We start from the raw sequence: 20592 nt of genomic DNA, 5'->3' as shown, positions 1-20592 counted from the left end.
TTAGCTCTGCTCGATCTCCGGGGCGACCTCGAGCAGAGCCTCGAGCGGCAGCGCGCCCTGGCGCAGCACGCGGCCCCCGGCGACGGAGGCGAAGTCGACGATGGTGGAGGCAACTCCCCCGGTGACCGTGCCGCCGTCGAGGTAGACCGCAACCCGCTCTCCCAGCTGATCCCGTGCCTCGTCGCAGGTGAGGGCCGCCGGCTGGCCGGACACGTTGGCGGAGCTGACGGCCAACGGGCCGGTGCGGCGCAGCAGCGCCCGCGCGCCGTCGTGATCGGGGACGCGCACCGCGACCGTGCCCTTCGTCTCACCGAGCGACATGCCCGACCGCGGTTGGGCCTTGAGGATGAGCGTGAGCGCGCCGGGCCAGAATGCCTTGGCCAGGGCCTTGGCACCCGCGGGCACCTCGTCGGCGATGGCACGCAGCATCGAGGGCTCGGCGATCAGGACCGGCGGCGGCATGTCGCGGCCGCGCTCCTTGGCGTCGAGGAGGCCCTGCACTGCGGCGGCGTCGAACGCGTTGGCGCCGATCCCGTAGACGGTGTCGGTGGGAAGCACGACGCACCGACCTCCGCGGACGGCTTCCGCCGCCGCAGCCAGGCCGGCCTCGTGGTCGGTGCTGAGGTTGAACACGTCGGTCACGGGGCCATCCTGCCATGGGCGGGGAGCCTGACGCCGGTGACGTACCGGGGGCGGCCGGTGAGGTCCGGGTGGGACGCGACGTCGCAGAAGCCCGCCCCCGACACCAGCGACACGACTCCGCCGGCGTGGCTCTCGTCGTGCTCGGTGGCCAGGAGTCCACCCGGCAGGAGCAGCCTCGCCGCGACGTCCGCCACCACGCGCAGGGCGTCCAGTCCGTCGTGGCCGGAGAACAGTGCCAGCTCCGGATCGTGGTCCACCACGTCGGTGGGGAGCAGCCCGCGGTGCGTCTCGGGGATGTAGGGGGGATTGGCGATCACCAGGTCGACGGCGCCGTCGAGGTGCCGGAAGGCCTCGGCCATGTCGCCGTGCACCACGTCGACGCCGAGCCCCTCGAGGTTGCGCGTGAGGTAGGGGAAAGCGTCGTCGGACAGCTCGACGGCGTGCACCTCGACCCCGCCCAGCTCCCTGGCGATCGATGCGCTGATGGCCCCCGAACCGGCACAGAGCTCGACGACGCGGCGGCACCCCACGGGGCGCTCAGCGAGGCGTTCGAGGGCCCAGCCCACCATCTCCTCGGTCTCCGGCCGGGGGATGAACACGCCTGGGCCGACGGCGAGGGTCTCGTAGCGGAAGTGGGCCTCCCCGGTCAGGTGCTGCAGGGGAACGCCCTCGGCACGACGCCGCGCCAACTCGTCGATGGCGGCCCGCTGGGCGTCGTCGACGCCCCCGACCCGCAGCAGCCCGGATGGCTCCACACCCAGGACGTGGGCGACCAGCTGCCGCGCCTCGGGGCCGGGGCTCGGCGAGCCGGCCCGCGCGAGACGGGCCGCCACCTCGAAGGCGACCTCGGTCACCCGCCCACCCCGGCGAGCCGCTCCGCGAGGTCCTGCTCCGCCAGCGCGTCCAACAGCGGCGTCATCGCCCCCTCCAGGAACTGGTCCAGGTTGTGGGCCTTGAACCCGATGCGATGGTCGGTGATCCGGTTCTCGGGGTAGTTGTAGGTGCGGATGCGCTCCGAGCGGTCAACGGTGCGGACCTGCGACTTCCGCGCCTCGGACGCCGCCGAGGCCGCCTCGGCCTCGGCCAGCGCGATGATCCGGGCGCGGAGCATCCGCATGGCGGAGTCGCGGTTCTGCAGCTGGGACCGCTCGTTCTGGCAGGACACGACCGTACCTGTCGGCAGGTGCGTGATCCGCACCGCGGAGTCGGTCGTGTTGACGCCCTGGCCTCCGGGTCCGGAGGCGCGGAAGACGTCGATGCGGAGGTCGTCGTCGTTGATCTCCACCTCGTCGGCCTCGACGTCGGGCATCACCATCACCCCCGCGGCCGAGGTGTGGATGCGCCCCTGCGACTCGGTGACGGGCACCCGCTGCACGCGGTGCACGCCGCCCTCGAACTTCAACCGGCCGTACGGGCCGAAGCCGCTGCCCGCGGCCGCCTTCACCGCGAACGTCACGGACTTGTAGCCCCCGAGATCGGTCTCCTGCGAGTCCAGCAGCTCCACCTTCCACCCGGTCTGCTCCGCGTAGCGGGTGTACATCTTCAGCAGGTCCCCGGCGAACAGGGCGGACTCGTCGCCGCCCTCCCCCGACTTGATCTCCACGAGCGCGTCGGCGTCGTCGTTGGGGTCCCGCGGCGCGAGGAGCTTGGTCAGCCGCCCCGTCGCCACCTCCAGCTGCGCATCAAGGTCAGCGACCTCGTCTGCGAACGAGGGGTCGTCGGCGGCCAGTTCGGCGGCGGCCTCGCGGTCCTCGGAGAGCCTGCGGAACAGGTCGATCCCCTCGACGATGGGTCGCAGCGCGGCGTAGCGCCGGCCCACCCTCCGGGATCGGGCCACGTCGGAGTGCAGTTCGGGGTCTGAGAGCTGCAACTCCAGCTCGCGGAACTCGTCGACGAGGGGCTGGGCGTTGTCGAACATCACTGACTCCTTCTGTGGCGGCAAACGAAACGGGCGCCGGGCGGGTTGGAACCCTCCCGACGCCCGAGCCTGTCTCTAGGACTTCTTGGCGTACCGCTTCTCGAAGCGGGCCACGCGGCCACCGGTGTCGAGGATCTTCTGCTTGCCGGTGTAGAACGGGTGGCACTCGGCGCAGACGTCCGCGCTCAGCGCACCCTTCTTGCTGGTGCTCTTGGTGGTGAACGTGTTGCCACAGGTGCAGTGGACCTGGGTCTCGACGTAATCAGGGTGGATGCCCTGCTTCATGGTGACTCCTTGATTCTGTGACCGGGTCGCTGGCCCTGATGGGCCTGGAGGATGCGTGAACCGGCGCGACCCCCAATTGTGCCTCGCCGGCCCAGCAATGCCAAGTCGGCGGATCAGCCGTCGGCCGCCGGTGTGGTCTTCAGGACGCTCAGCAGGAACTCGTGGTTGCTGGCGGTCTTGGTCATCCGCGACTTGAGCGTCTCCAGGGCCTGCTGATCGTCGAGCCCGGACAGGGCCCGCCGGAGCTTCCAGATGATGTTGAGCTCGTCGCGGCCCAGCAGCAGGTCCTCGCGTCGGGTTCCGGAGGCGTCGACGTCGATGGCCGGGAAGATGCGCTTGTCCGCGAGCTCGCGGCGCAGGCGCAGCTCCATGTTGCCGGTGCCCTTGAACTCCTCGAAGATCACCTCGTCCATCTTCGATCCGGTCTCGATGAGGGCAGTGGCCAGGATGGTCAGCGAGCCGCCGTTCTCGATGTTGCGGGCGGCGCCGAAGAACTTCTTCGGCGGGTAGAGGGCCGCCGAGTCCACGCCACCGGAGAGGATGCGTCCGGATGCCGGCGCGGCCAGGTTGTAGGCGCGCCCCAGTCGCGTGATGCCGTCGAGCAGCACAACGACGTCATGGCCGAGCTCCACGAGCCGCTTGGCGCGCTCGATGGCGAGCTCCGCGACCATGGTGTGGTCCTCGGCCGGCCGGTCGAACGTCGAGGCGATGACCTCGCCTGAGACGGTCCGCTGGAAGTCGGTGACCTCCTCGGGGCGCTCGTCGACAAGGACCACCATGAGGTGCACCTCGGGGTTGTTGACCGCGATGGCGTTGGCGATCGCCTGCATCACCATGGTCTTGCCCGCTTTCGGCGGCGAGACGATCAGCCCGCGCTGCCCCTTGCCGATGGGCGAGACGAGGTCGATGATCCGGCCGGCGATGTTGGTCTGCACCGTCTCGAGGCGCAGCCGCTCCTGCGGGTAGAGCGGGGTGAGCTTGGCGAACTCCGCGCGTCCCTTGGCCTTCTCCGGGTCATCGCCGTTGATGGTGTCGAGGCGGACGAGCGGGCTGAACTTCTCCCTCCGCTCGCCGTCGCGGGGGGCGCGGATCGCGCCCGTGATCACGTCGCCGCGGCGCATGCCGTAGCGACGGACGGTGGACATCGAGATGTAGGCGTCGCTCGGCCCGGGCAGGTAGCCGGTGGTGCGCACGAACGCGTAGTTGTCCTGGATGTCGACGATGCCCGAGATGGTGGCGAGCACGTCGCCCTCGGCGACGGTGGGCTCGGCCTCCATGCGCTCCATGCCCTGGGCGCCCCTGGCCGGCCGACGGGTCTGTCGGTCCTGACGGTCACGGTTGCGGCGCCGACGGCTGCGGCGCGAGCCGCCCTGGTCGTCGTCGTAGCCCCCCGGCTCGATGTTGATCTGGGGAGCCTGTGTCGCGGGTGCCGCCGAGGGGGCCGTGGCGGGCTTTCCCCCGCCCATCGCAGCCTCCAGCAGCTCCCCCACCTCGTCGATGGTGTCCTGCTGCTGCGGGCCACGCTCCCGGTTGCGGCGGCGGCGGTTGCGCCCGCCTTCGCCCTCGGTCTGCGTCTCGGGCGCCTGCTGACCCCGCGGCTCTCGGGCGGCAGGAGCCGCGGTGGGTGGCTCGGCCTGCGCCTGCTGCCCGGAGTCGCCGTTCGCCTCGCGTGGCTGCTGCTCAGCCTGGGCGGCGGGCTGCTCGGCCCTCGGCCGGCGCTGCCTGCTCGGCGCCCGGTCCACGGGCGCCGACGCCGCGGGAGCCGAGGCTGCAGGTGCTGAGGCCGGCGGGCCACCTGCGGACTGGATGGCGCCCACGAGGTCTCCCTTGCGCATCGCGGAGACGCCCTTGATCCCCAGACGGGTGGCGACGGATTTGAGCTCGACCAGCTTCATAGCGGACAGGTCTGTGGATTCGCTCAACGAATGGTTCCTTCCATGGAGCCGTGGGGGCAGCTGACGATGCGCGCCGACGGCGTCAAAGTGGTGGAATACGTGGGCGCCAGAAAGCCGGGAAGTGTGATGGCCACGGCGGCGCCTCGGGGTAAACCGACTATCAGCCTAGCAACTGATCCGGTGCCGACCAAAGAATGGCCCTAGATCGCCTGCGAGGAGTTCAGCTCGACCCCCGAGGAGGGCCGCATCCGCCGCTGCGCGAACCCCTCGGCCGCGACCTCTCCGACGCCCGCCAGCTGCCCGGGCGGGCCGACGGCGATCACCGTCGGGCCGGCCCCCGAGATGGCCGCCGGCACGCCCGCCGTCCGGAGCCGCTGCATGAGCTCGTAGGCGGGACGCATGAGGTCCGCCCGGTACTGCTGATGGAGGAGGTCAGCGGTGGCGTCGAGCAGCAGGTCGGGCCGGACCGTCAGCGCCAGCGGCAGGGCGGCCGCGGCGATCGCCTGCGCCACGGCGTCTGACCGGGAGACCGTCTGAGGGAGGACCCGCCGCGCCTCGTCCGTGCGGCACTCGAAGCCGGGGACGAAGGCCACTGCCTCGAAGTCCGCCGGGAGCGGCAACTGCACCAGCGACACCTTGCCCTCGCGGGCCCACGCGAGGATGGCCCCTCCCCACACCGCGGCCCCGGCGTTGTCCGGGTGCCCCTCGGCCGCGGTGGCCAGCCGGGTGATAGCCGCCCGGTCCACCTCTGCCCCTGGGCGCGCGACGCCCCAGGCCAGCGTCAGGCCGGCCACGATCGCGGCGGCCGACGACCCCAGGCCCCTCGAGTGCGGGATGGTGTTGCGGCAGGTCAGGCGCATCCCGGCCGGCCGCGCGGCGCCGAACTGCTTCAGCCCGTCGAGCAGCGACGAGACGACGAGGTGGCCCTCGTCCAGCGGCACGCCGTCGGCCCCCTCACCGTCGACGACCACCTCCAGGCCGGGCCTGTCCGACACGTCGAGCGTGACCTCGTCGTACCAGTCGAACGCCATCCCGACGCAGTCGAACCCGGACCCCAGGTTCGCGGTGGTGGCCGGAACCCGGACGGTGAGCCTCGTCATGGATCAGAAGCCCTCGACGCGCATGACGCGCACGTCCGAGCCGACGAAGTCCGCCGTCCGGAGCTCGTCGAGGACGAGGGCCAGGTCGCTCTCACGGGTGACATGGGTCATGACCCCCAGGCTGGCGGCGAAGCCCGCCTCGTGCTCGCCGCCCTCGCGGTAGCTCTGCTGCACGATGCGCAACGACACCCCGTGCTCGCCGAAGATGGCCGCGCACCGGGCGAGGACGCCGGGCCGGTCCACCACGTCGAAGCTGACGTAGAACTGCGCCTCGGACTCCCCGATGGGTGCCACCGCACGGCTGGTGTAGCTGGAGCCGCCGTGCGCGGCGGTGCCGCGGTGCCGGTTGCGGGCGGCCGTCACCACGTCGCCCATGACCGCGCTGGCGGTGGGGGCGCCCCCGGCGCCCTGGCCGAGGAACATGAGGTCCCCGGCCTCGCGGGACTTCACGAAGATGGCGTTGTAGGCGCCGGAGACGGAGGCCAGCGGATGCTTGTTGGCGACCATCGCCGGGTGCACCTTGACGATGACCCTGTCGTCGTCGGTCAGCTTCGCGATGGCCAGCAGCTTGATCGTGCAGCCCATCTGCTCCGCCGCCGCGATGTCCGCCGCGGTCACCTGCGAGATGCCCTCGCAGAACACCTCGTCGCGCCTGACCTCGGTGTGGAAGGCCAGCGCGGCCAGAATGGCGGCCTTGGCGGCCGCGTCGTGGCCCTCGATGTCGGCCGTCGGGTCCGCCTCGGCATACCCGAGCTCCTGTGCCTCGGCCAGGGCCTCGTCGAAGCTGCTGCCGTCGGTGACCATCTTGTCGAGGATGTAGTTGGTGGTGCCGTTGACGATGCCCATCACGGCGGTGATGTCGTCGCCCACGAGCGACTCCCTCAGCGGCCGGACGATCGGGATGGCGCCGGCGACGGCGGCCTCGTAGTAGAGGTCCACCCCCTTCTCCTCGGCGGCGCGCGAGAGCAGCCCCAGCTCATCGGCCAGGAGTGCCTTGTTCGCCGACACCACCGAGGCACCGTTGGCGATCGCCGTCAGCAGGAGGCTGCGCGCGGGCTCGATGCCGCCGATGAGCTCGACGACGATGTCGAGGTCCGTGCGGGCCACCAGCGACTCGAGGTCCGTGGTCAGCAGCGCCGGATCGATGCCCGGGCGCTCCGCCTCCAGCCGGCGCACGCCGATGCCGACGAGCTCCAACCTGCGCCCGATGCGCGACTCCAGGGTTGGCCCCTCGTTCAGGATGATGCGGGCCACCTGCGACCCGACCACGCCGGCGCCCAACAGCGCCACCTTGAGCGGCTTGCTCACTCTCCCACGTCCAATCTCATCAGGTCCTCCAGGGTTTCGCGGCGCAGCATCACGCGGGTGACGCCGTCCTTCGCCGAGACGACGGGGGGCTTCGGGATCTGATTGTAGTTACTGGCCATGCTGCGCGCGTAGGCGCCCGAGCCGGGCACGGCGATCAGGTCACCGATGGCCACGTCGGCGGGGAGGAACACGTCGCGGATGAGGATGTCGCCGCCCTCGCAGTGCTTCCCGACGACCCGGCTCAACACCGGTTCCCGGTCGGAGAGGCGGTTGGCGATGGCCGCCGAGTACTCGGCCGCGTAGAGGGCGGGACGGATGTTGTCGCTCATGCCGCCGTCGACGCTGACGTAGACGCGGGAGCGCCCGCCCTCCAGATCGACGATCTTGACCGTGCCCACGCGGTAGATCGCCACGCCGGCGGGGCCGCAGATCGCCCGGCCGGGCTCGATGGACAGGTGCGGCCGCTTCAGCCCGAAGGCGCGGCACTCGTGGTCGATCATCTCCTCGAACCCGGCGGCGATCTCGGAGGTGGGCGCGGGGGTGTCCGCGGAGGTGTAGGCGATGCCGAAGCCGCCGCCCAGGTCCAGCTCGGCCAGTTCCACGCCGGTGGCGGTGCGGAACTGGGACGCGAGCCGCATGGTGCGGCGGATCGCCACCTCGAAGCCGTGGGTGTCGAAGATCTGCGAGCCGATGTGGCTGTGGATCCCCGCCAGGTCCAGGTACTGCGAGCTGTGGCAGCGCACCAGCGCGGTCAGGGCCTGACCGCCGGTGATCGAGAGGCCGAACTTCTGGTCCTCGTGCGCCGTGGCGATGTACTCGTGCGTGTGGGCCTCCACGCCGGTGGTCACGCGCACCATCACCCGCGCCCTGTGCCCACCCTCGGCGCAGGCCTTCTCCAGGCGGGCGATCTCGTCGAACGAGTCCACGATGATGCGCCCCACGCCCTGTTCGAGGGCGAAGACGATCTCCTCGTCGGACTTGTTGTTGCCGTGCAGCCCGAGGCGCGCGGCGGGCATGCCGCCGGCCAACGCGATGCGCATCTCCCCCATCGTGGTCACGTCCAGGTTGAGTCCCTCCTCTGCCGCCCAGCGCGCGACCGTGCGGGTCAGCAGCGCCTTGCCCGCGTAGAAGATGTCCCATCCGGGGAAGGCCTCGCGGAACTCGGCCGCACGCGACCGGAAGTCCGCCTCGTCGATGACGTAGGCGGGCGTGCCGTGCTCCTCCGCGACGTCCGTGAGCGGGATGCCGGCCACCACGATGCGGCCCCGGTCGTCGCGATGCGCCCCACGCGGCCAGAGCTTGAGATCCAGCGCGTTGAGATCCGCGGGCACGTCCAGCCACTGTGGGCCCCCGTGCGCCGCGTCCGCGTGGATCGACCCGGCGATGTGCATGTGCGTCATGGCGCCAAGCCTGCCAGAGCGCCGCGCCCCGCCGCCATCCACCTCATCGGGGCGGACGCGGTCAGGGAGCGGCGACGGCGACCTCGCGGGTCCCGCGCAGCACGAGCGACTCCGGATCGGTGACCGGTTCGCCGTCGGCGCTGACGCTCACCCCTCCGCACGCGGCGCCCAGGCACTCCCCGTCGAACCGCACCCCCCACAGGGTGAAGAACTCGCCGAGGGTGACGGTGTGGTTCCCGTCGCCCTCCAGCCAGACCTCGCCGCCCGACTCGTGGGTGTGCACCGGGGCCTGGACGGCCCGCAGCCGGTCCGCCCCGATGTGGGCGGGGATCTCCACCGCCTCCCCCGCGACGGTGACGGAGAGCTCGAGGACCCACGGATCGGTGTCGGTGCCCAGAGGCTGCTCGGGGAGGCCGGCGGCCCGGATGTAGGACACGGCATCGCGCGGCGCATCCCAGGGCGGAGCAGTCTCGCGCAGCACCGCGGGCGCCGGGTCCGGGCGGGACACGCATGAGGTCAGCAGCAGCACCACCGAGGTCGCGAGGGCAGTCAGGGTGCGCACCCCGCCACCGTAGCGGGAAACGACAGCGCCCCTGAGGAGGTGCTAACCTTTCCGGGTCCAGCCCCCGTAGCTCAGGGGATAGAGCACCGCCCTCCGGAGGCGGGAGCCGAGGTTCGAATCCTCGCGGGGGCGCTCAGCGCCGGCTGGCAGGAGACTTTGGCGATGACCCACTCCAGGTACGGCGCCGGTGACACCGCGCGGTGGGCCGTCGCCGTCGGACTCATCGCCGTGTTTCTCCTCACGCGCTACGTCTCGTACCTGTTCCTGGGCCTCGACGAGGTCAAGTTCGTCGCCAACGACGTGTCGTACTACGGCTACCACCTGTTCCGGCTGGACGAGGGCGAGTCGGGCGTGATGGTCGAGTACCCCGTGCCGGCCGTGTGGATCCTGCAGGCCATCTACCGCCTGGGCGGCGGCTGGCAGACCTGGAGCGCCACGTACGTCGCGGTGTTCGTCCTGCTCGACGCGCTGGTCGCGATCACCCTCTACCGCCGCGACAACGCCGCGGGCGCCCTGTTCTGGATCCTGTTCACCGCCGCCCAGGGCCCCATCCTCTGGTACCGCTTCGACCTCATCCCCGCGGCCCTCGTCGCCTGGGCGTGCCTGTTCGTGACCCGGTTCCCGCGGGTGGCCGGCGGCATGGTGGGGCTGGGCGCAGCCATCAAACTGTGGCCCGCGCTGCTGATCGGCCCGATGCTCGCCCCCCACCCGTGGCGCTCGGCCCGGGCGCGCGGCCGGGTGACTGGATTCGTGGTGGTGGGCTTCGGGCTCGCGGCGGCCTCTCTCATCAGCAGCGGGTGGTCGCGCTCGGCCTCCCCCGTGACGTGGCAGGGGCAGCGCGGGCTCCAGATCGAGTCGGTGCCGGCCTCGCCCCTGATGCTGCTGCGCACCTTCACCGACAACCCCTCGTGGAACATCTTCCTGTCGCCGTTCAACGCCCTGGAGCTGCAGGGCCCGTACGTGGACTCGCTGGTCCGCCTGTCGACGGTGCTGACGGCGCTCTCGCTGGCCATCGCCGCCTACCTCAGCTACCGCCTGATCCGCCACCTCCACGACGACGACGAGCGCCTGCACGAAGCCATCCTCCTGGCCATCCTCACCATTGTGCTGGCCACCATCGTGACCAACAAGACGCTGTCGCCGCAGTACATCGCATGGCTCGGCGGCCCGGTGGCCGCCCTCCTGGTGGCCCGGAGCAGCGCCTGGCTGAGGCGGCCGCTCATCGTGTTCGCCGTGGCCCTGGTGATCGTGGCGGCCCTGACCCAGATGACCTACCCGTGGGGCGCCTACGGCATCATGGCGATCCCCCTGGGGTCCGGACCCGAGACCTCCGTCCTGCTGCTGCGCAACCTCACCCTCGTGTGCCTGGCCGCCTACGCCTTCGCCCTGACGCTGAGGGCCAGCAGGCCCCCGGTCGCCGGAGCCACGTCGCCGGAGCCACGGTCTCCGCTCCTGGTCGGGCGGCGGCAACCCACCGTCGATGTGGGTAAGGTGACTGGGTAGAAGCAGCCGCAGTCGTCTGCGGCGGAGCCGACTCACAGAGGGGATTGTGGCCACCGCCACTCACACATGTCAGCACCTGACTCACTTGACTCTTTCGGGGCGAACTCCTGGCTGATCGACGAGATGCGGGAGGCCTACGAGGCAGATCCCCAGTCGGTCGCGGAGGAATGGCGCGAACTCTTCGCCACCGACGCGACGCCCACCCCTCAAGCTGAGAAGCCGGCCCCACAGCCGCCTGCTCCCGCCCCCAGGCCCGCCGGCCGCGCCGGGCAGGAGCCCCCCTCCCCCGAGATCACCGCCGCCCCGGCACCCAGGCCCGCGGCCGAAGCCCCGGCGCCGGCCGCTCCCTCGGCCCCCGCCAAGGCGGAGCCCGCGAAGTCCACCAGGAGTCAGGTGGAGCAGCGCGCCCGGAAGGGCTCCGAGTCCCCGTCCAACCCCGGCACCGGATCCACGCTCTCGGCGAACGCGCCCAACCCCAGCCTCCGCCCCGCACCCTCCGCCGCGCAGCCGAAGTACACCGCGCTGCGTGGGGCGCCGATGCGCACGGCCAAGAACATGGAGTCGTCGCTGACCGTCCCCACCGCCACGTCGGTGCGGGCGGTGCCCATGAAGCTGGTCATCGACCAGCGAACGGTGATCAACAACTTCCTGCGCACCTCCAAGGGCGGCAAGGTCTCCTTCACCCACCTCGTCGGGTACGCCATGGTCAAGGCGCTCAAGGCCATGCCGGACATGAACAACGCCTACGACGTGGTCGACGGCAAGCCCAACCTGATCGAGAACCCGTCGATCAACCTCGGCATCGCCATCGACATCCGCAAGGGCGAGACCCGCCAGCTGCTGGTGCCCAACATCAAGGGCTGCGAGAACCTCAACTTCTTCCAGTTCTGGTCCGCCTACGAGCAGGTCGTGAAGAAGACCCGCGACGGCGAGCTTCAGGTCAGCGACTTCGCGGGCACCACCGCGTCGCTCACCAACCCGGGCGGGATCGGCACCAACCACTCGGTGCCGCGCCTCATGAACGGGCAGGGCATGATCCTCGGGGTCGGCAACATCGACTACCCGGCCGAGTTCCAGGGCATGAGCCCCTCGCGGATGACCGAGCTGGGCGTCTCGAAGACGACGACGCTCACCAGCACCTACGACCACCGCGTCATCCAGGGGGCCACCTCCGGCGAGTTCCTCAAGAAGATGCACGAGCTCCTGCTCGGGCAGGACCGGTTCTACGACGAGATCTTCGAGGCGCTGCGCATCCCCTACGAGCCGTTGCGCTGGTCGCCCGACGTGTCGGCGCACCGCGACTCCCAGGTGGGCAAGACCGCGCGCGTGCTCGAGCTCGTCAACGCTTACCGCACCTTCGGGCATCTCGTCGCCGACACGGACCCGCTCGAGTACCGCCAGCGTTCGCACGAGGACCTGCGCCTGGAGACCCACGGGCTCTCGATCTGGGACCTGGACCGCGAGTTCGCCGTCGGGACCTTCGGCGGGAAGGACCGCGTCTACCTGCCCCTGCGCGACATCATCAGCATCCTGCAGGACTCGTACTGCCGCACCGTCGGCGTCGAGTACATGCACATCGCGGACCCCCGCCAGCGCGAATGGTTCCAGCAGCGCATGGAGCGGCCCCACACGCCGCTGACGCACGAGGAGCACATGCACGCCCTCGACAAGCTCAACGAGGCGGAGGTCTTCGAGACCTTCCTGCAGACCAAGTTCGTCGGCCAGAAGCGCTTCTCCCTGGAGGGCGGCGAGTCCCTCATCGTGCTGCTCGACGAGATCGCCCAGCGCGCCGCCAACGACTCGCTCGACGAGGTGTGCATCGGCATGCCCCACCGCGGACGGCTCAACGTGCTGGCCAACATCGTGGGCAAGAAGTACGCGTCGATCTTCAAGGAGTTCGACGGCCAGGTGGACCGCAGCGGCACCGGGGACGTGAAGTACCACCTCGGCGCGGAGGGCACCTTCGTGGCCGCCAACGGCGCCACCATCAAGGCCTCCGTGGCGGCCAACCCGTCGCACCTCGAGGCGGTCAACCCGGTCCTGCAGGGCATCGCCCGCGCGAAGCAGGACACCCTCGGCGCGGACGACTACCCCGTCCTGCCCCTCACCCTGCACGGCGACGCGTCGTTCTCCGGCCAGGGCGTGGTGTTCGAGACCCTGCAGATGAGCCAGTTGCGCGGCTACAAGACCGGCGGCACCATCCACGTGGTGGTCAACAACCAGGTGGGGTTCACCACCGCACCCAGCGAGTCCCGCAGCTCCACCTACTGCACGGACGTCGCGAAGGCCATCTCCGCGCCGGTGCTGCACGTCAACGGCGACGATCCGGACTCCTGCATCCGGGCGGCGCGGGCCGCGTTCGACTACCGGCAGAAGTACCACAAGGACGTCGTCATCGACTTGGTCTCCTACCGCCGTCGCGGCCACAACGAGGGCGACGACCCGAGCTTCACGCAACCCAACATGTACGACCTCATCGAGCAGAAGCGCTCGACGAGGCGCCTCTACACCGAGTCCCTGATCGGCCGCGGCGACATCTCCATGGCCGATGCCGAGGACGTCATGAACCGGTTCCGCTCGCGCCTCGAGAACGTGTTCCGGGAGGTCCGCGAGACCAGCGAGACGGACGACGACTACCGCAAGGTGCCCTACTACCCCACCAAGCCGGATGCCCGCCTGACCGAGATCACGCAGGACATGCTGCAGACCATCGCCGACGTGCACACGCAGTTCCCGGAGGGGTTCGTCGTGCATCCCAAGGTGATGCCGCAGCTGGAGCGCCGGGCGCAGGCCATCCTCGAAGGTCCGATCGACTGGGCCACGGCCGAGATGATCGCCATCGGCTCCCTGCTGATGGAGCGCCGCCCGGTGCGGCTGGCCGGCCAGGACTCGAGGCGCGGCACGTTCTCGCAGCGGTTCGCGGCCATCGTGGACCGGGTGACCAACGAGGCGTGGGTGCCGCTCAAGCACCTCACGGAGGACCAGGGCACCTTCGACGTCTTCGACTCCCTGCTCAGCGAGTACGCGGCGCTCGGCTTCGAGTACGGATACTCGGTGGCCCGGCCGGATGCGTTGGTGATGTGGGAGGCGCAGTTCGGCGACTTCGTCAACGGCGCCCAGATCATCTCCGACGAGTTCGTCGCCTCCGGCAACGCGAAGTGGACGCAGAAGTCCGGCGTGGTGCTGCTCCTGCCGCACGGCTACGAGGGGCAGGGCCCGGACCACAGCTCTGCGCGCATCGAGCGATGGCTGCAGCTGTGCGCGGAGAACGCGCTGGCGGTGTGCCAGCCCTCCACGCCGGCGAGCTACTTCCACCTGCTGAGGCAGCACGCGTACGTCAACTTCCACCGGCCCGTGGTCATCGCCACGCCGAAGTCGATGCTGCGCAACAAGCTGGCCACCTCCCATCCCGAGGACTTCACCTCGGGGGCCTGGCATCCGGTGCTCGACGACCCGACGGTCGAGGATCCGTCGGCGGTCGAGCGCCTGATCCTGTGCTCCGGAAAGGTGCGCTGGGATCTGGTGGCGTCCCGGGACAAGCGGGGCCTCGCGGGCAAGGTGGCGATCGTGGCGTTGGAGCGCCTGTACCCCCTCCCCAGCGAGGAGCTGGCCAAGGCGCTGAAGCGTTACGCGCACGTCGACGACGTCCGCTTCGTCCAGGACGAGCCGGAGAACCAGGGCGGGTGGCCGTTCCTGTCCGCGCACCTTCCCGCGGACGTCAAGCGCTACTTCCCCGAGTACGACCTGAGGATGCGGCGGGTGTCGCGCGAGTGGTCCTCGGCGCCCTCTGTGGGATCGCTGAAGGTGCACAAGACCCAGGAGGAAGAGCTCCTCGACGCGGCGCTAGGCTGAGCCGGTGTACTTCACCGACCGTGGGCTCGAGGAGCTCGTTGATCGGCGCGGCCACGAGGAGATCACCTTCGAGTGGCTCGCCGATCAGCTGCGCACATTTGTTGATCTGAACCCGGAGTTCGAGACCCCGGTGGAACGCCTCGCCTCGTGGCTGGCCAGGCTGGATGACGAGGAGGACGACTGATGCTCGATCTTGATGCACTCACCGGGCGGTACCGGGAGCTGACCGGCTCGGAGCCGGAAGGGCTGTGGTTCGCGCCAGGGCGGGTCAACCTGATCGGTGAGCACACCGACTACAACGACGGGTTCGTCCTGCCGTTCGCGCTGGAGCGCAAGGCGGTCATCGCCGCCGGCCGGCGCGACGACGAGACGCTGGTCATGGTCTCGCTCGAGCTCGACGACGAGGTGCATGTGCGGCTCGCGGATCTCGCCCCGAACGCCGACGGCTGGTCGTCCTATCTGGCCGGTGTCGCCTGGGCGCTCCGCGAGGCCGGTCACGCCGTCGGGGGTGCCACCCTGGTGATGACCTCAGACGTGCCGCTCGGCGCCGGCCTGTCCAGCTCCGCGGCCATCGAGTGCGCCACCGTCGCGGCGCTGGCGGATCTGTACGGGCTGGACATCCCCAGGATGGACCGGGCCAAGCTCGCCCGCGTCGCCGAGAACCAGTACGTGGGGGCGCCCACCGGCCTGCTGGACCAGGCGGCCAGCACGCTGTGCGAGAAGGACTCGGGCCTGTTCCTGGACTGCCGCACCCTGGAGACCCAGCAGGTACCGCTCCCCATGGCCGAGCAGGGCTTCGAGATGCTCGTGCTCGACACGAAGACGCCCCACAGCCACGTCGACGGCGAATACGGCGCACGCCGCGCCTCCTGCGAGGAGGCATGCCGGATCCTCGGTGTGGCCGCTCTGCGCGACGTGACCGATCTGGTCGACGCCCTCGACCGGCTGGACGACGAGACTCTGCGCCGCAGGGTCCGCCACGTCGTGACGGAGAACGAGCGCGTCCTGCAGGCGTTCGAGCTGGCCAAGGCGGGAGACCTGGCCGCCCTGGCGCCGCTGCTCGACGCCTCCCACGCCTCGATGCGCGACGACTACGAGATCACGGTCCCCACGGTGGACCTCGCCGTCGAGGCCGCCCGCGAGGCGGGCGCGTTGGGTGCCCGCATGACGGGCGGCGGCTTCGGTGGCTGCATCATCGCGCTCACCGAGGCGGGCGAGGCGGACCGCATCGGACGGGCTGTGGCCCGGGCCTTCTCCGACGCCGGGTACGGCGCGCCGGAGTGGTTCTCCGTGACCCCCGCCCCTGGCGCGGGTCGGCTCGTCTGACGCGCGCTACCGGAGACGTTCGAGCTCGCGCCGGCCGACCGCCAGCACGGAGGCGATCACGGTCGCGAGCACGAACGGCGCCACGATCAGGCTGCCGATGAACTGGGCGCGGTCCGCCGTGGTGAGGAAGCTGCCCACCACCATGAGGTGCAGCAACGACGAGGCGACCACCAGGCCCAGGGCCCACGAGAACCGCTTCAGCACCAGCCAGGCGATCAGCAGCAGCGAGGCGCCGTACGCGATGAGCACCGCCGCGATCCCCACCGCGAACAGCCTGGAGTTCACCACCAGTGCCCCGACGCCGATCCCGACGGCGGCAAGACCGGTCACGGCGGTGAGGATGACGCTGATGGCGAGCAGGGGACGGCGCAGGACGGCATTCACGCACCTGAGCGTGCCTCACCCCGCCCCTATCCAACAAGTTGGGCCAGTTTGGGTGTGGTTCCACGTGCGGCCCGCCGCTATTGCCTATCGTGGACCGCGAGGGTAACCTGCTTGAGCTTGGCGGCTGCCTTTGCCGCGAACATTTGCCGACACGAAGGAGCTCCAACTATGGATTGGCGCCACAAGGCCGCCTGCCTCACCGAGGATCCGGAGTTGTTCTTTCCTGTCGGAAACACCGGGCCCGCGCTGCAACAGATCGAGGAAGCCAAGAAGATCTGCATGCGGTGCGTCGTTCGTGAGCAGTGCCTGTCCTGGGCCCTTGAGGCCGGCCAGGACCACGGCGTCTGGGGTGGGCTGAGCGAGGACGAGCGCCGGGCGATCAAGCGCCGTGCCGCCCGTTCGCGGCTGCGCACCTCCTGAGAGCCCGTCGAGGCGCACACTGGTGCCATGACCAGCGGCCTCGGGGCCGCGTTCGCCTCGGCCCCCCGTTCTGATTTTCTCCCGCCGGATCAGCGACGCTACGCCGCGGTCGACGCGCCACTGGCCATCGGCCACGGCTCGACCAACTCGCAACCCTCGACGGTGCGCTACATGCTCGAGCTTCTCGACGCCGGACCCGGTCAGCGCGCGCTCGACGTGGGCAGCGGCTCTGGCTGGACCTCCGCCCTGCTCGGCGAGCTCGTCGGCCCCACCGGTTCGGTGATCGGGGTGGAACTCGTGCCGGAGCTCGTGGACATGGCGCGCGTGAACCTGGCGGACCACCGCCCCTGGGTGCGGATCGAGCTGGCCCGCGGCAACCAGCTCGGCTGGCCGGAGGACGCCCCCTACGACCGCATTCTCGTGTCCGCGGACGGCGGACGGGTCCCCGCGGAGCTTGAGGCCCAGCTCGCCCCGGGCGGGCGGATGGTCCTCCCGGCCGCCTCGGACATGATGGTGGTGGAGCGGGCCGCGGACGGCCGGCTGTCGCGCCGGCGGGCGAGGGGGCGGTTCAGCTTCGTGCCGTTGAGGTGATCAGGGCACCACGGGCGGCACCGGCAACGCGATCGTCGCCACGGCGCCCCGCGAGTCCTCCCGGTTCTCGATGGTCAGCGAGCCGTGGAGATCCTTGATCAGGGTTGAGATGATCGCCAGGCCCAGCGACGTCTGGTTGCCGAGCTTGAAGTCGTCGGGAAGGCCGTGCCCGGCGTCGACGATGCGGATGGTCAGCCTGTCGCCGTCGCGGTCTGGCAGCACCTCGACGCACCCTGAGGAGCTGTCCATGCCGTGTTCGACGGCGTTCTGGCACAGCTCGGTGATCACCATGGACAGGGAGGTGGCCATCTCCGCCGGGATCACCCCGAACGTGCCGCGCCTGCGGGCCTTGACGGTGCCGTGGTGCGCCGCGAGGTCCCCGACCATGTCGAGGATCTTGTCGCACACCACGTCGAACTCGACGGCCTCCCCGAGGCTGTAGCTGAGGGTCTCGTGCACCATGGCGATCGACGAGACGCGGCGCATCGCGTCGCGCAGGGCCTCCTTGCCCTCCGGGGAGGACAGCCGGCGCGACTGCATGCGCAGGAGCGCGGCGACGGTCTGGAGGTTGTTCTTGACCCGGTGGTGGATCTCCCGGATGGTGGCGTCCTTGGTCACCAGCATCCGGTCCCGTCGGCGGAGGTCCGTGGTGTCGCGGCAGAGCACGAGCATGCCGGCCGAGGTGTACTCCAGCCACAGCGGGAGGAGGACGAACCGCATGGACGCCCCGCGCGACTCGACGTCGAACTCCAGCGTGAGGCGCCCGTCGAGATCGGCGTCCACAGTCTGGCCCATCGACTCGACGCCCTCCCGCAGCTGGCGCGTGAGGTCGCGGAAGTGCTCGCCCTCGATGTCGCCCACCGCCCCCAGGCGCCGGAAGCCGGTCACGGCGTTGGGGCTGGCGAACGAGATCACGCCGTCGGGCTGGACGCGCAGGACCCCGTCTGCGGCGCGCGGGGCGAGCGCCTTGTCCGACGGCGTCACCAGCGGGAACTCGCCGCGCATCAGCATCTGGGTGAGGATCTCGGCGGCCTCGATGAAGTTCTCCTCGAGTGCGCCGGTGGCCCGCATCCCCATCTGGTTGGTGTGCCGCTCGATGACGGCGATGGGGCGGTCATGGCGCAGGACCGGGATCGCCCAGACGTCCACGGGGATGCCGGCGCCGATCTCGTTGTCGCTGGTCTCCGCGATCGCGTGGGTCATGAACGCGACCGTCACCTGGTGGTCGGGTTCGAACTCGATCAGCTCCCCGACGATGTCCTCCTCGAGCGCGGTGGGCCCCGTGACGGGGCGCACCTGTGCGGTGCAGGCGAACACGTCGCCCTCCTCGCTGAGGGGCTTCCACAGCACCAGGTCCGAGAAGCTCAGATCTGCGAGCAGATGCCACTGGGAGACGAAGGCGTCCAGCCACTCGTCGTCGGTCAACTGTCCGAGGTCTCGCATCACGGGCCCAGCTTGCCACGGATGGCCTTTCGCGTGCGCGGGCCCCCATCTGGCACAATGTGGTGTCCCGCAGGTATTGAACACGAGGAGCCCCCATGGGAAAGACCGGACGCAAGCGCCGCGCCCGCCGCAAGAGCAAGGCCAACCACGGCAAGCGGCCCAACACCTGAGCCGAGGCCATGACGCACTTCAGCCCCCGCGGGTTCCTGCGGGGGCTGTTGTCTTGCCGGGGTCAGGGACGGCGCGTCACGCGCAGCGTCTGGATCCGCGCAGTCAGCGTGGCCGGCGCCTTCGCCGACAGCTGGCTGCGCTGGATCATCTCCGTGATGGTGGATTCGATCTCGAAGTTCTCCATACATCGCTCGCAGGCGTGGAGGTGGAGCCGGATGAGGTCCGCGTCGTGCTCGAGGAGTTCGTTGCGGAGGAACGAGTGGACCTGCGACAGGGCCGCGACGCACTCGTCCATCTCGTCGTGCTCGTGGGAGAACATGTCGGGATCTGCCATCACCGACCTCCGGTCCTTCGGCCGATCCCGTTCTCGCGGGCGTAGTCGGCCAGCAGGTCGCGCAGCTGTGAGCGGCCGCGGTTGAGCCGGCTCATGACGGTGCCGATGGGGGTGCCCATGATCTCGGCGATCTCCTTGTAGGAGAACCCCTCGACGTCGCTGAGCAGGACGGCCATGCGGAAGTTCTCGGGGAGCCTGGCGATGGCCTCTGAGACCACGCCGTCGGGCGTCTGGTCCAGCGCCTCCATCTCGGCGCTCCGCAGCCCCGCCGAGTCGTGGGACGCGGCACGCGCGAGCTGCCAGTCCGAGACGTCCTCGTCGCCGCTGGACTGCGGCGAGCGCTGGGCCTTGCGGTAGGCGTTGATGTAGGTGTTGGTGAGGATCCGGTACAGCCAGGCCTTCAGGTTGGTCCCAGGGGAGAACGTGTGCCGCGACGCGAACGCCTTGGCGTAGGTCTCCTGCACGATGTCCTCGGCGTCCGCCGGGTTGCGGGTCATCCGCATGGCCGCGGCGAAGAGCCGGTCCAGATGGCTCAGCGCTTCCTCCTCGAACGCCTCGGCATCGGCGTCGAGGGTGTCGGCGGCATCCGGGGCCGCGGCAAGCTCGCTGTCCATCAGGATCGAGAATAGCGCCTGCGCGACGATGCTCTCCGCGTGTGCCACCGCCGCGGAACGCTCTCCAGGCGTGGCGAGTGGGGGTGCGGCGGGCGTCATGCCCACGTCAACACACACCCCCCGGGGTCTATTCCCGCCTCGTGGGAATCAGTCCGGCAGGGGCTCGATCAGGGCGGCGCCGTCTGTGCCCACCGTGTTGACCGCCCGCGACACCCTCCGGTGGGCCAGCGTCGTGGGCGTCACGAGCAGCCCCACCGCCGCCGCGGCATCGGTGGCACCCGGGTCCAGCCAGGCGTCCCAGTGCTCCCTCGGCAGGGTCATGGGCATCCTGTCGTGCACCCAGCCCAGCTCGTCGGTGGCGTCGGTGGTGATGATGGTGGTCGACGACACCCACCCGTCGGGCCCCTTCCAGAACTCATACAGGCCCGCCATGACGAACAGGCCCGACGGCGGATGGAGGAAGTAGGGCTGCTTGACGGGCTTTGCGGCGCCCGCGGGCCTCTCCGTGCGCCACTCGTAGTACCCGGCGGCGGGCAGGAGGCACCGCCGCGATGCGGCAGCCTTCCGGTAGGCCGGCTTCTCGGTGAGGGTCTCGACGCGGGCGTTGATCATGGTGGAGCCGGGAGCCTTCGCCCAACTCGGCACCAGCCCCCAGCGCAGCGGCACCAGCTTGCGGGTCACCCCGCCGTCGGCCGCCCGCTCGACGACGGCGGGCACCGGGTCCGTCGGGGCGATGTTGTAGCGCGGGGCGCACACCTCGGCCATCTCCTCCGCCACGAAGGAGATCTCGAACTCCTCGACGAGCTCATCGGGGTTCGCGGTCGCCGCGTACCGTCCGCACATG

20 protein-coding genes, 1 tRNA gene and 1 pseudogene are annotated in these 20592 nt (G+C 70.4%); 8 read left to right on the top strand and 14 right to left on the bottom strand.

What is annotated here, in order from left to right; translation table 11 throughout:
* Positions 1 to 12 precede the first annotated feature (12 nt).
* From ACX1D3_RS10515 to ACX1D3_RS10475, 9 genes and pseudogenes are all read right to left on the bottom strand, one after another.
* Positions 13 to 642: pseudogene (locus ACX1D3_RS10515) on the bottom strand (L-threonylcarbamoyladenylate synthase); the annotation flags it as partial.
* Positions 639 to 1496, bottom strand: a complete 858-nt coding sequence (gene prmC / locus ACX1D3_RS10510) for a peptide chain release factor N(5)-glutamine methyltransferase (protein ID WP_458993829.1) — start codon at positions 1494 to 1496, stop codon at positions 639 to 641. The pseudogene ACX1D3_RS10515 and the gene prmC, both read right to left, overlap by 4 nt.
* Positions 1493 to 2560, bottom strand: a complete 1068-nt coding sequence (gene prfA, locus ACX1D3_RS10505) for a peptide chain release factor 1 (protein WP_458993828.1) — start codon at positions 2558 to 2560, stop codon at positions 1493 to 1495. Before prfA ends, prmC begins: the two co-directional genes overlap by 4 nt.
* Before the next feature lie 75 nt (positions 2561 to 2635).
* Positions 2636 to 2845: a 50S ribosomal protein L31 gene (gene rpmE / locus ACX1D3_RS10500; RefSeq protein WP_458993827.1), complete on the bottom strand. Its 210-nt coding sequence runs from the start codon at positions 2843 to 2845 to the stop codon at positions 2636 to 2638.
* Between the two features lie 113 nt (positions 2846 to 2958).
* On the bottom strand, positions 2959 to 4740 hold the full coding sequence (gene rho, locus ACX1D3_RS10495) for a transcription termination factor Rho (RefSeq protein ID WP_458996529.1): 1782 nt from the start codon (positions 4738 to 4740) through the stop codon (positions 2959 to 2961).
* Between the two features lie 200 nt (positions 4741 to 4940).
* Positions 4941 to 5840 carry a homoserine kinase gene (gene thrB, locus ACX1D3_RS10490; RefSeq protein ID WP_458993826.1) on the bottom strand — a complete coding sequence of 300 codons (900 nt, stop codon included), beginning with the start codon at positions 5838 to 5840 and terminating at the stop codon, positions 4941 to 4943.
* 3 nt (positions 5841 to 5843) lie between these two features.
* Positions 5844 to 7148, bottom strand: a complete 1305-nt coding sequence (locus ACX1D3_RS10485) for a homoserine dehydrogenase (protein ID WP_458993825.1) — start codon at positions 7146 to 7148, stop codon at positions 5844 to 5846.
* Positions 7145 to 8548: a diaminopimelate decarboxylase gene (gene lysA / locus ACX1D3_RS10480; protein WP_458993824.1), complete on the bottom strand. Its 1404-nt coding sequence runs from the start codon at positions 8546 to 8548 to the stop codon at positions 7145 to 7147. The genes ACX1D3_RS10485 and lysA overlap by 4 nt, the downstream gene beginning before the upstream one ends.
* Positions 8549 to 8609: 61 nt before the next feature.
* Complete coding sequence (locus ACX1D3_RS10475) at positions 8610 to 9110, bottom strand: hypothetical protein (RefSeq protein ID WP_458993823.1); 501 nt, start codon at positions 9108 to 9110, stop codon at positions 8610 to 8612.
* 60 nt (positions 9111 to 9170) lie between these two features.
* Here ACX1D3_RS10475 and ACX1D3_RS10470 point away from each other — a divergent pair.
* The 5 genes from ACX1D3_RS10470 (at position 9171) to galK (ending at position 15791) form a co-directional block, all read left to right on the top strand.
* Positions 9171 to 9242, top strand: a tRNA-Arg gene (locus ACX1D3_RS10470).
* A gap of 30 nt (positions 9243 to 9272) precedes the next feature.
* Positions 9273 to 10613 carry a glycosyltransferase 87 family protein gene (locus tag ACX1D3_RS10465; RefSeq protein WP_458993822.1) on the top strand — a complete coding sequence of 447 codons (1341 nt, stop codon included), beginning with the start codon at positions 9273 to 9275 and terminating at the stop codon, positions 10611 to 10613.
* Between the two features lie 66 nt (positions 10614 to 10679).
* On the top strand, positions 10680 to 14465 hold the full coding sequence (locus tag ACX1D3_RS10460) for a multifunctional oxoglutarate decarboxylase/oxoglutarate dehydrogenase thiamine pyrophosphate-binding subunit/dihydrolipoyllysine-residue succinyltransferase subunit (protein WP_458993821.1): 3786 nt from the start codon (positions 10680 to 10682) through the stop codon (positions 14463 to 14465).
* A gap of 4 nt (positions 14466 to 14469) precedes the next feature.
* Complete coding sequence (locus ACX1D3_RS10455) at positions 14470 to 14649, top strand: DUF6104 family protein (protein WP_458993820.1); 180 nt, start codon at positions 14470 to 14472, stop codon at positions 14647 to 14649.
* Complete coding sequence (gene galK / locus ACX1D3_RS10450; protein WP_458993819.1) at positions 14649 to 15791, top strand: galactokinase; 1143 nt, start codon at positions 14649 to 14651, stop codon at positions 15789 to 15791. The genes ACX1D3_RS10455 and galK overlap by 1 nt, the downstream gene beginning before the upstream one ends.
* Positions 15792 to 15797: 6 nt before the next feature.
* On the opposite strand, the gene ACX1D3_RS10445 is transcribed toward galK, so the two are convergent.
* Positions 15798 to 16175, bottom strand: a complete 378-nt coding sequence (locus ACX1D3_RS10445) for a hypothetical protein (RefSeq protein ID WP_458993818.1) — start codon at positions 16173 to 16175, stop codon at positions 15798 to 15800.
* A gap of 168 nt (positions 16176 to 16343) precedes the next feature.
* Between ACX1D3_RS10445 and ACX1D3_RS10440 the strand changes: the two genes are divergently transcribed.
* Both ACX1D3_RS10440 and ACX1D3_RS10435 read left to right on the top strand, forming a co-directional pair.
* Positions 16344 to 16595 (top strand): WhiB family transcriptional regulator, encoded by a 252-nt coding sequence (locus tag ACX1D3_RS10440; RefSeq protein WP_458993817.1) that lies wholly within the window; start codon positions 16344 to 16346, stop codon positions 16593 to 16595.
* A 27-nt stretch (positions 16596 to 16622) separates the two neighbouring features.
* A complete protein-coding gene (locus ACX1D3_RS10435; protein WP_458993816.1) occupies positions 16623 to 17186 on the top strand; it encodes a protein-L-isoaspartate O-methyltransferase family protein in 564 nt (187 codons plus the stop codon).
* On the opposite strand, the gene ACX1D3_RS10430 is transcribed toward ACX1D3_RS10435, so the two are convergent.
* Positions 17187 to 18629, bottom strand: coding sequence for a sensor histidine kinase (locus tag ACX1D3_RS10430; RefSeq protein ID WP_458996528.1), 1443 nt, complete (start codon positions 18627 to 18629; stop codon positions 17187 to 17189).
* A gap of 95 nt (positions 18630 to 18724) precedes the next feature.
* On the opposite strand from ACX1D3_RS10430, the gene ACX1D3_RS10425 reads away from it, so the two are divergent.
* A complete protein-coding gene (locus ACX1D3_RS10425; protein ID WP_458996527.1) occupies positions 18725 to 18799 on the top strand; it encodes a 50S ribosomal protein bL37 in 75 nt (24 codons plus the stop codon).
* Positions 18800 to 18861: 62 nt separating this feature from the next.
* Here ACX1D3_RS10425 and ACX1D3_RS10420 read toward each other — a convergent pair whose 3' ends face one another.
* The 3 genes from ACX1D3_RS10420 to ACX1D3_RS10410 form a co-directional block, all read right to left on the bottom strand.
* Positions 18862 to 19134: a mycothiol system anti-sigma-R factor gene (locus ACX1D3_RS10420; protein WP_458993815.1), complete on the bottom strand. Its 273-nt coding sequence runs from the start codon at positions 19132 to 19134 to the stop codon at positions 18862 to 18864.
* The gene (locus tag ACX1D3_RS10415; RefSeq protein ID WP_458993814.1) at positions 19134 to 19748 is read right to left on the bottom strand and encodes a sigma-70 family RNA polymerase sigma factor; all 615 of its coding nucleotides are present in this window, start codon (positions 19746 to 19748) and stop codon (positions 19134 to 19136) included. The genes ACX1D3_RS10420 and ACX1D3_RS10415 overlap by 1 nt, the downstream gene beginning before the upstream one ends.
* Before the next feature lie 147 nt (positions 19749 to 19895).
* Complete coding sequence (locus ACX1D3_RS10410) at positions 19896 to 20591, bottom strand: SOS response-associated peptidase (protein ID WP_458993813.1); 696 nt, start codon at positions 20589 to 20591, stop codon at positions 19896 to 19898.
* Between the last annotated feature and the right edge of the window lies 1 nt (position 20592).

The organism is Tessaracoccus yangjingae (genome assembly GCF_054483935.1).
The sequence above is the reverse complement of the archived record's forward strand: the minus strand, read 5'-3'. Positions and strand labels throughout refer to the sequence as shown.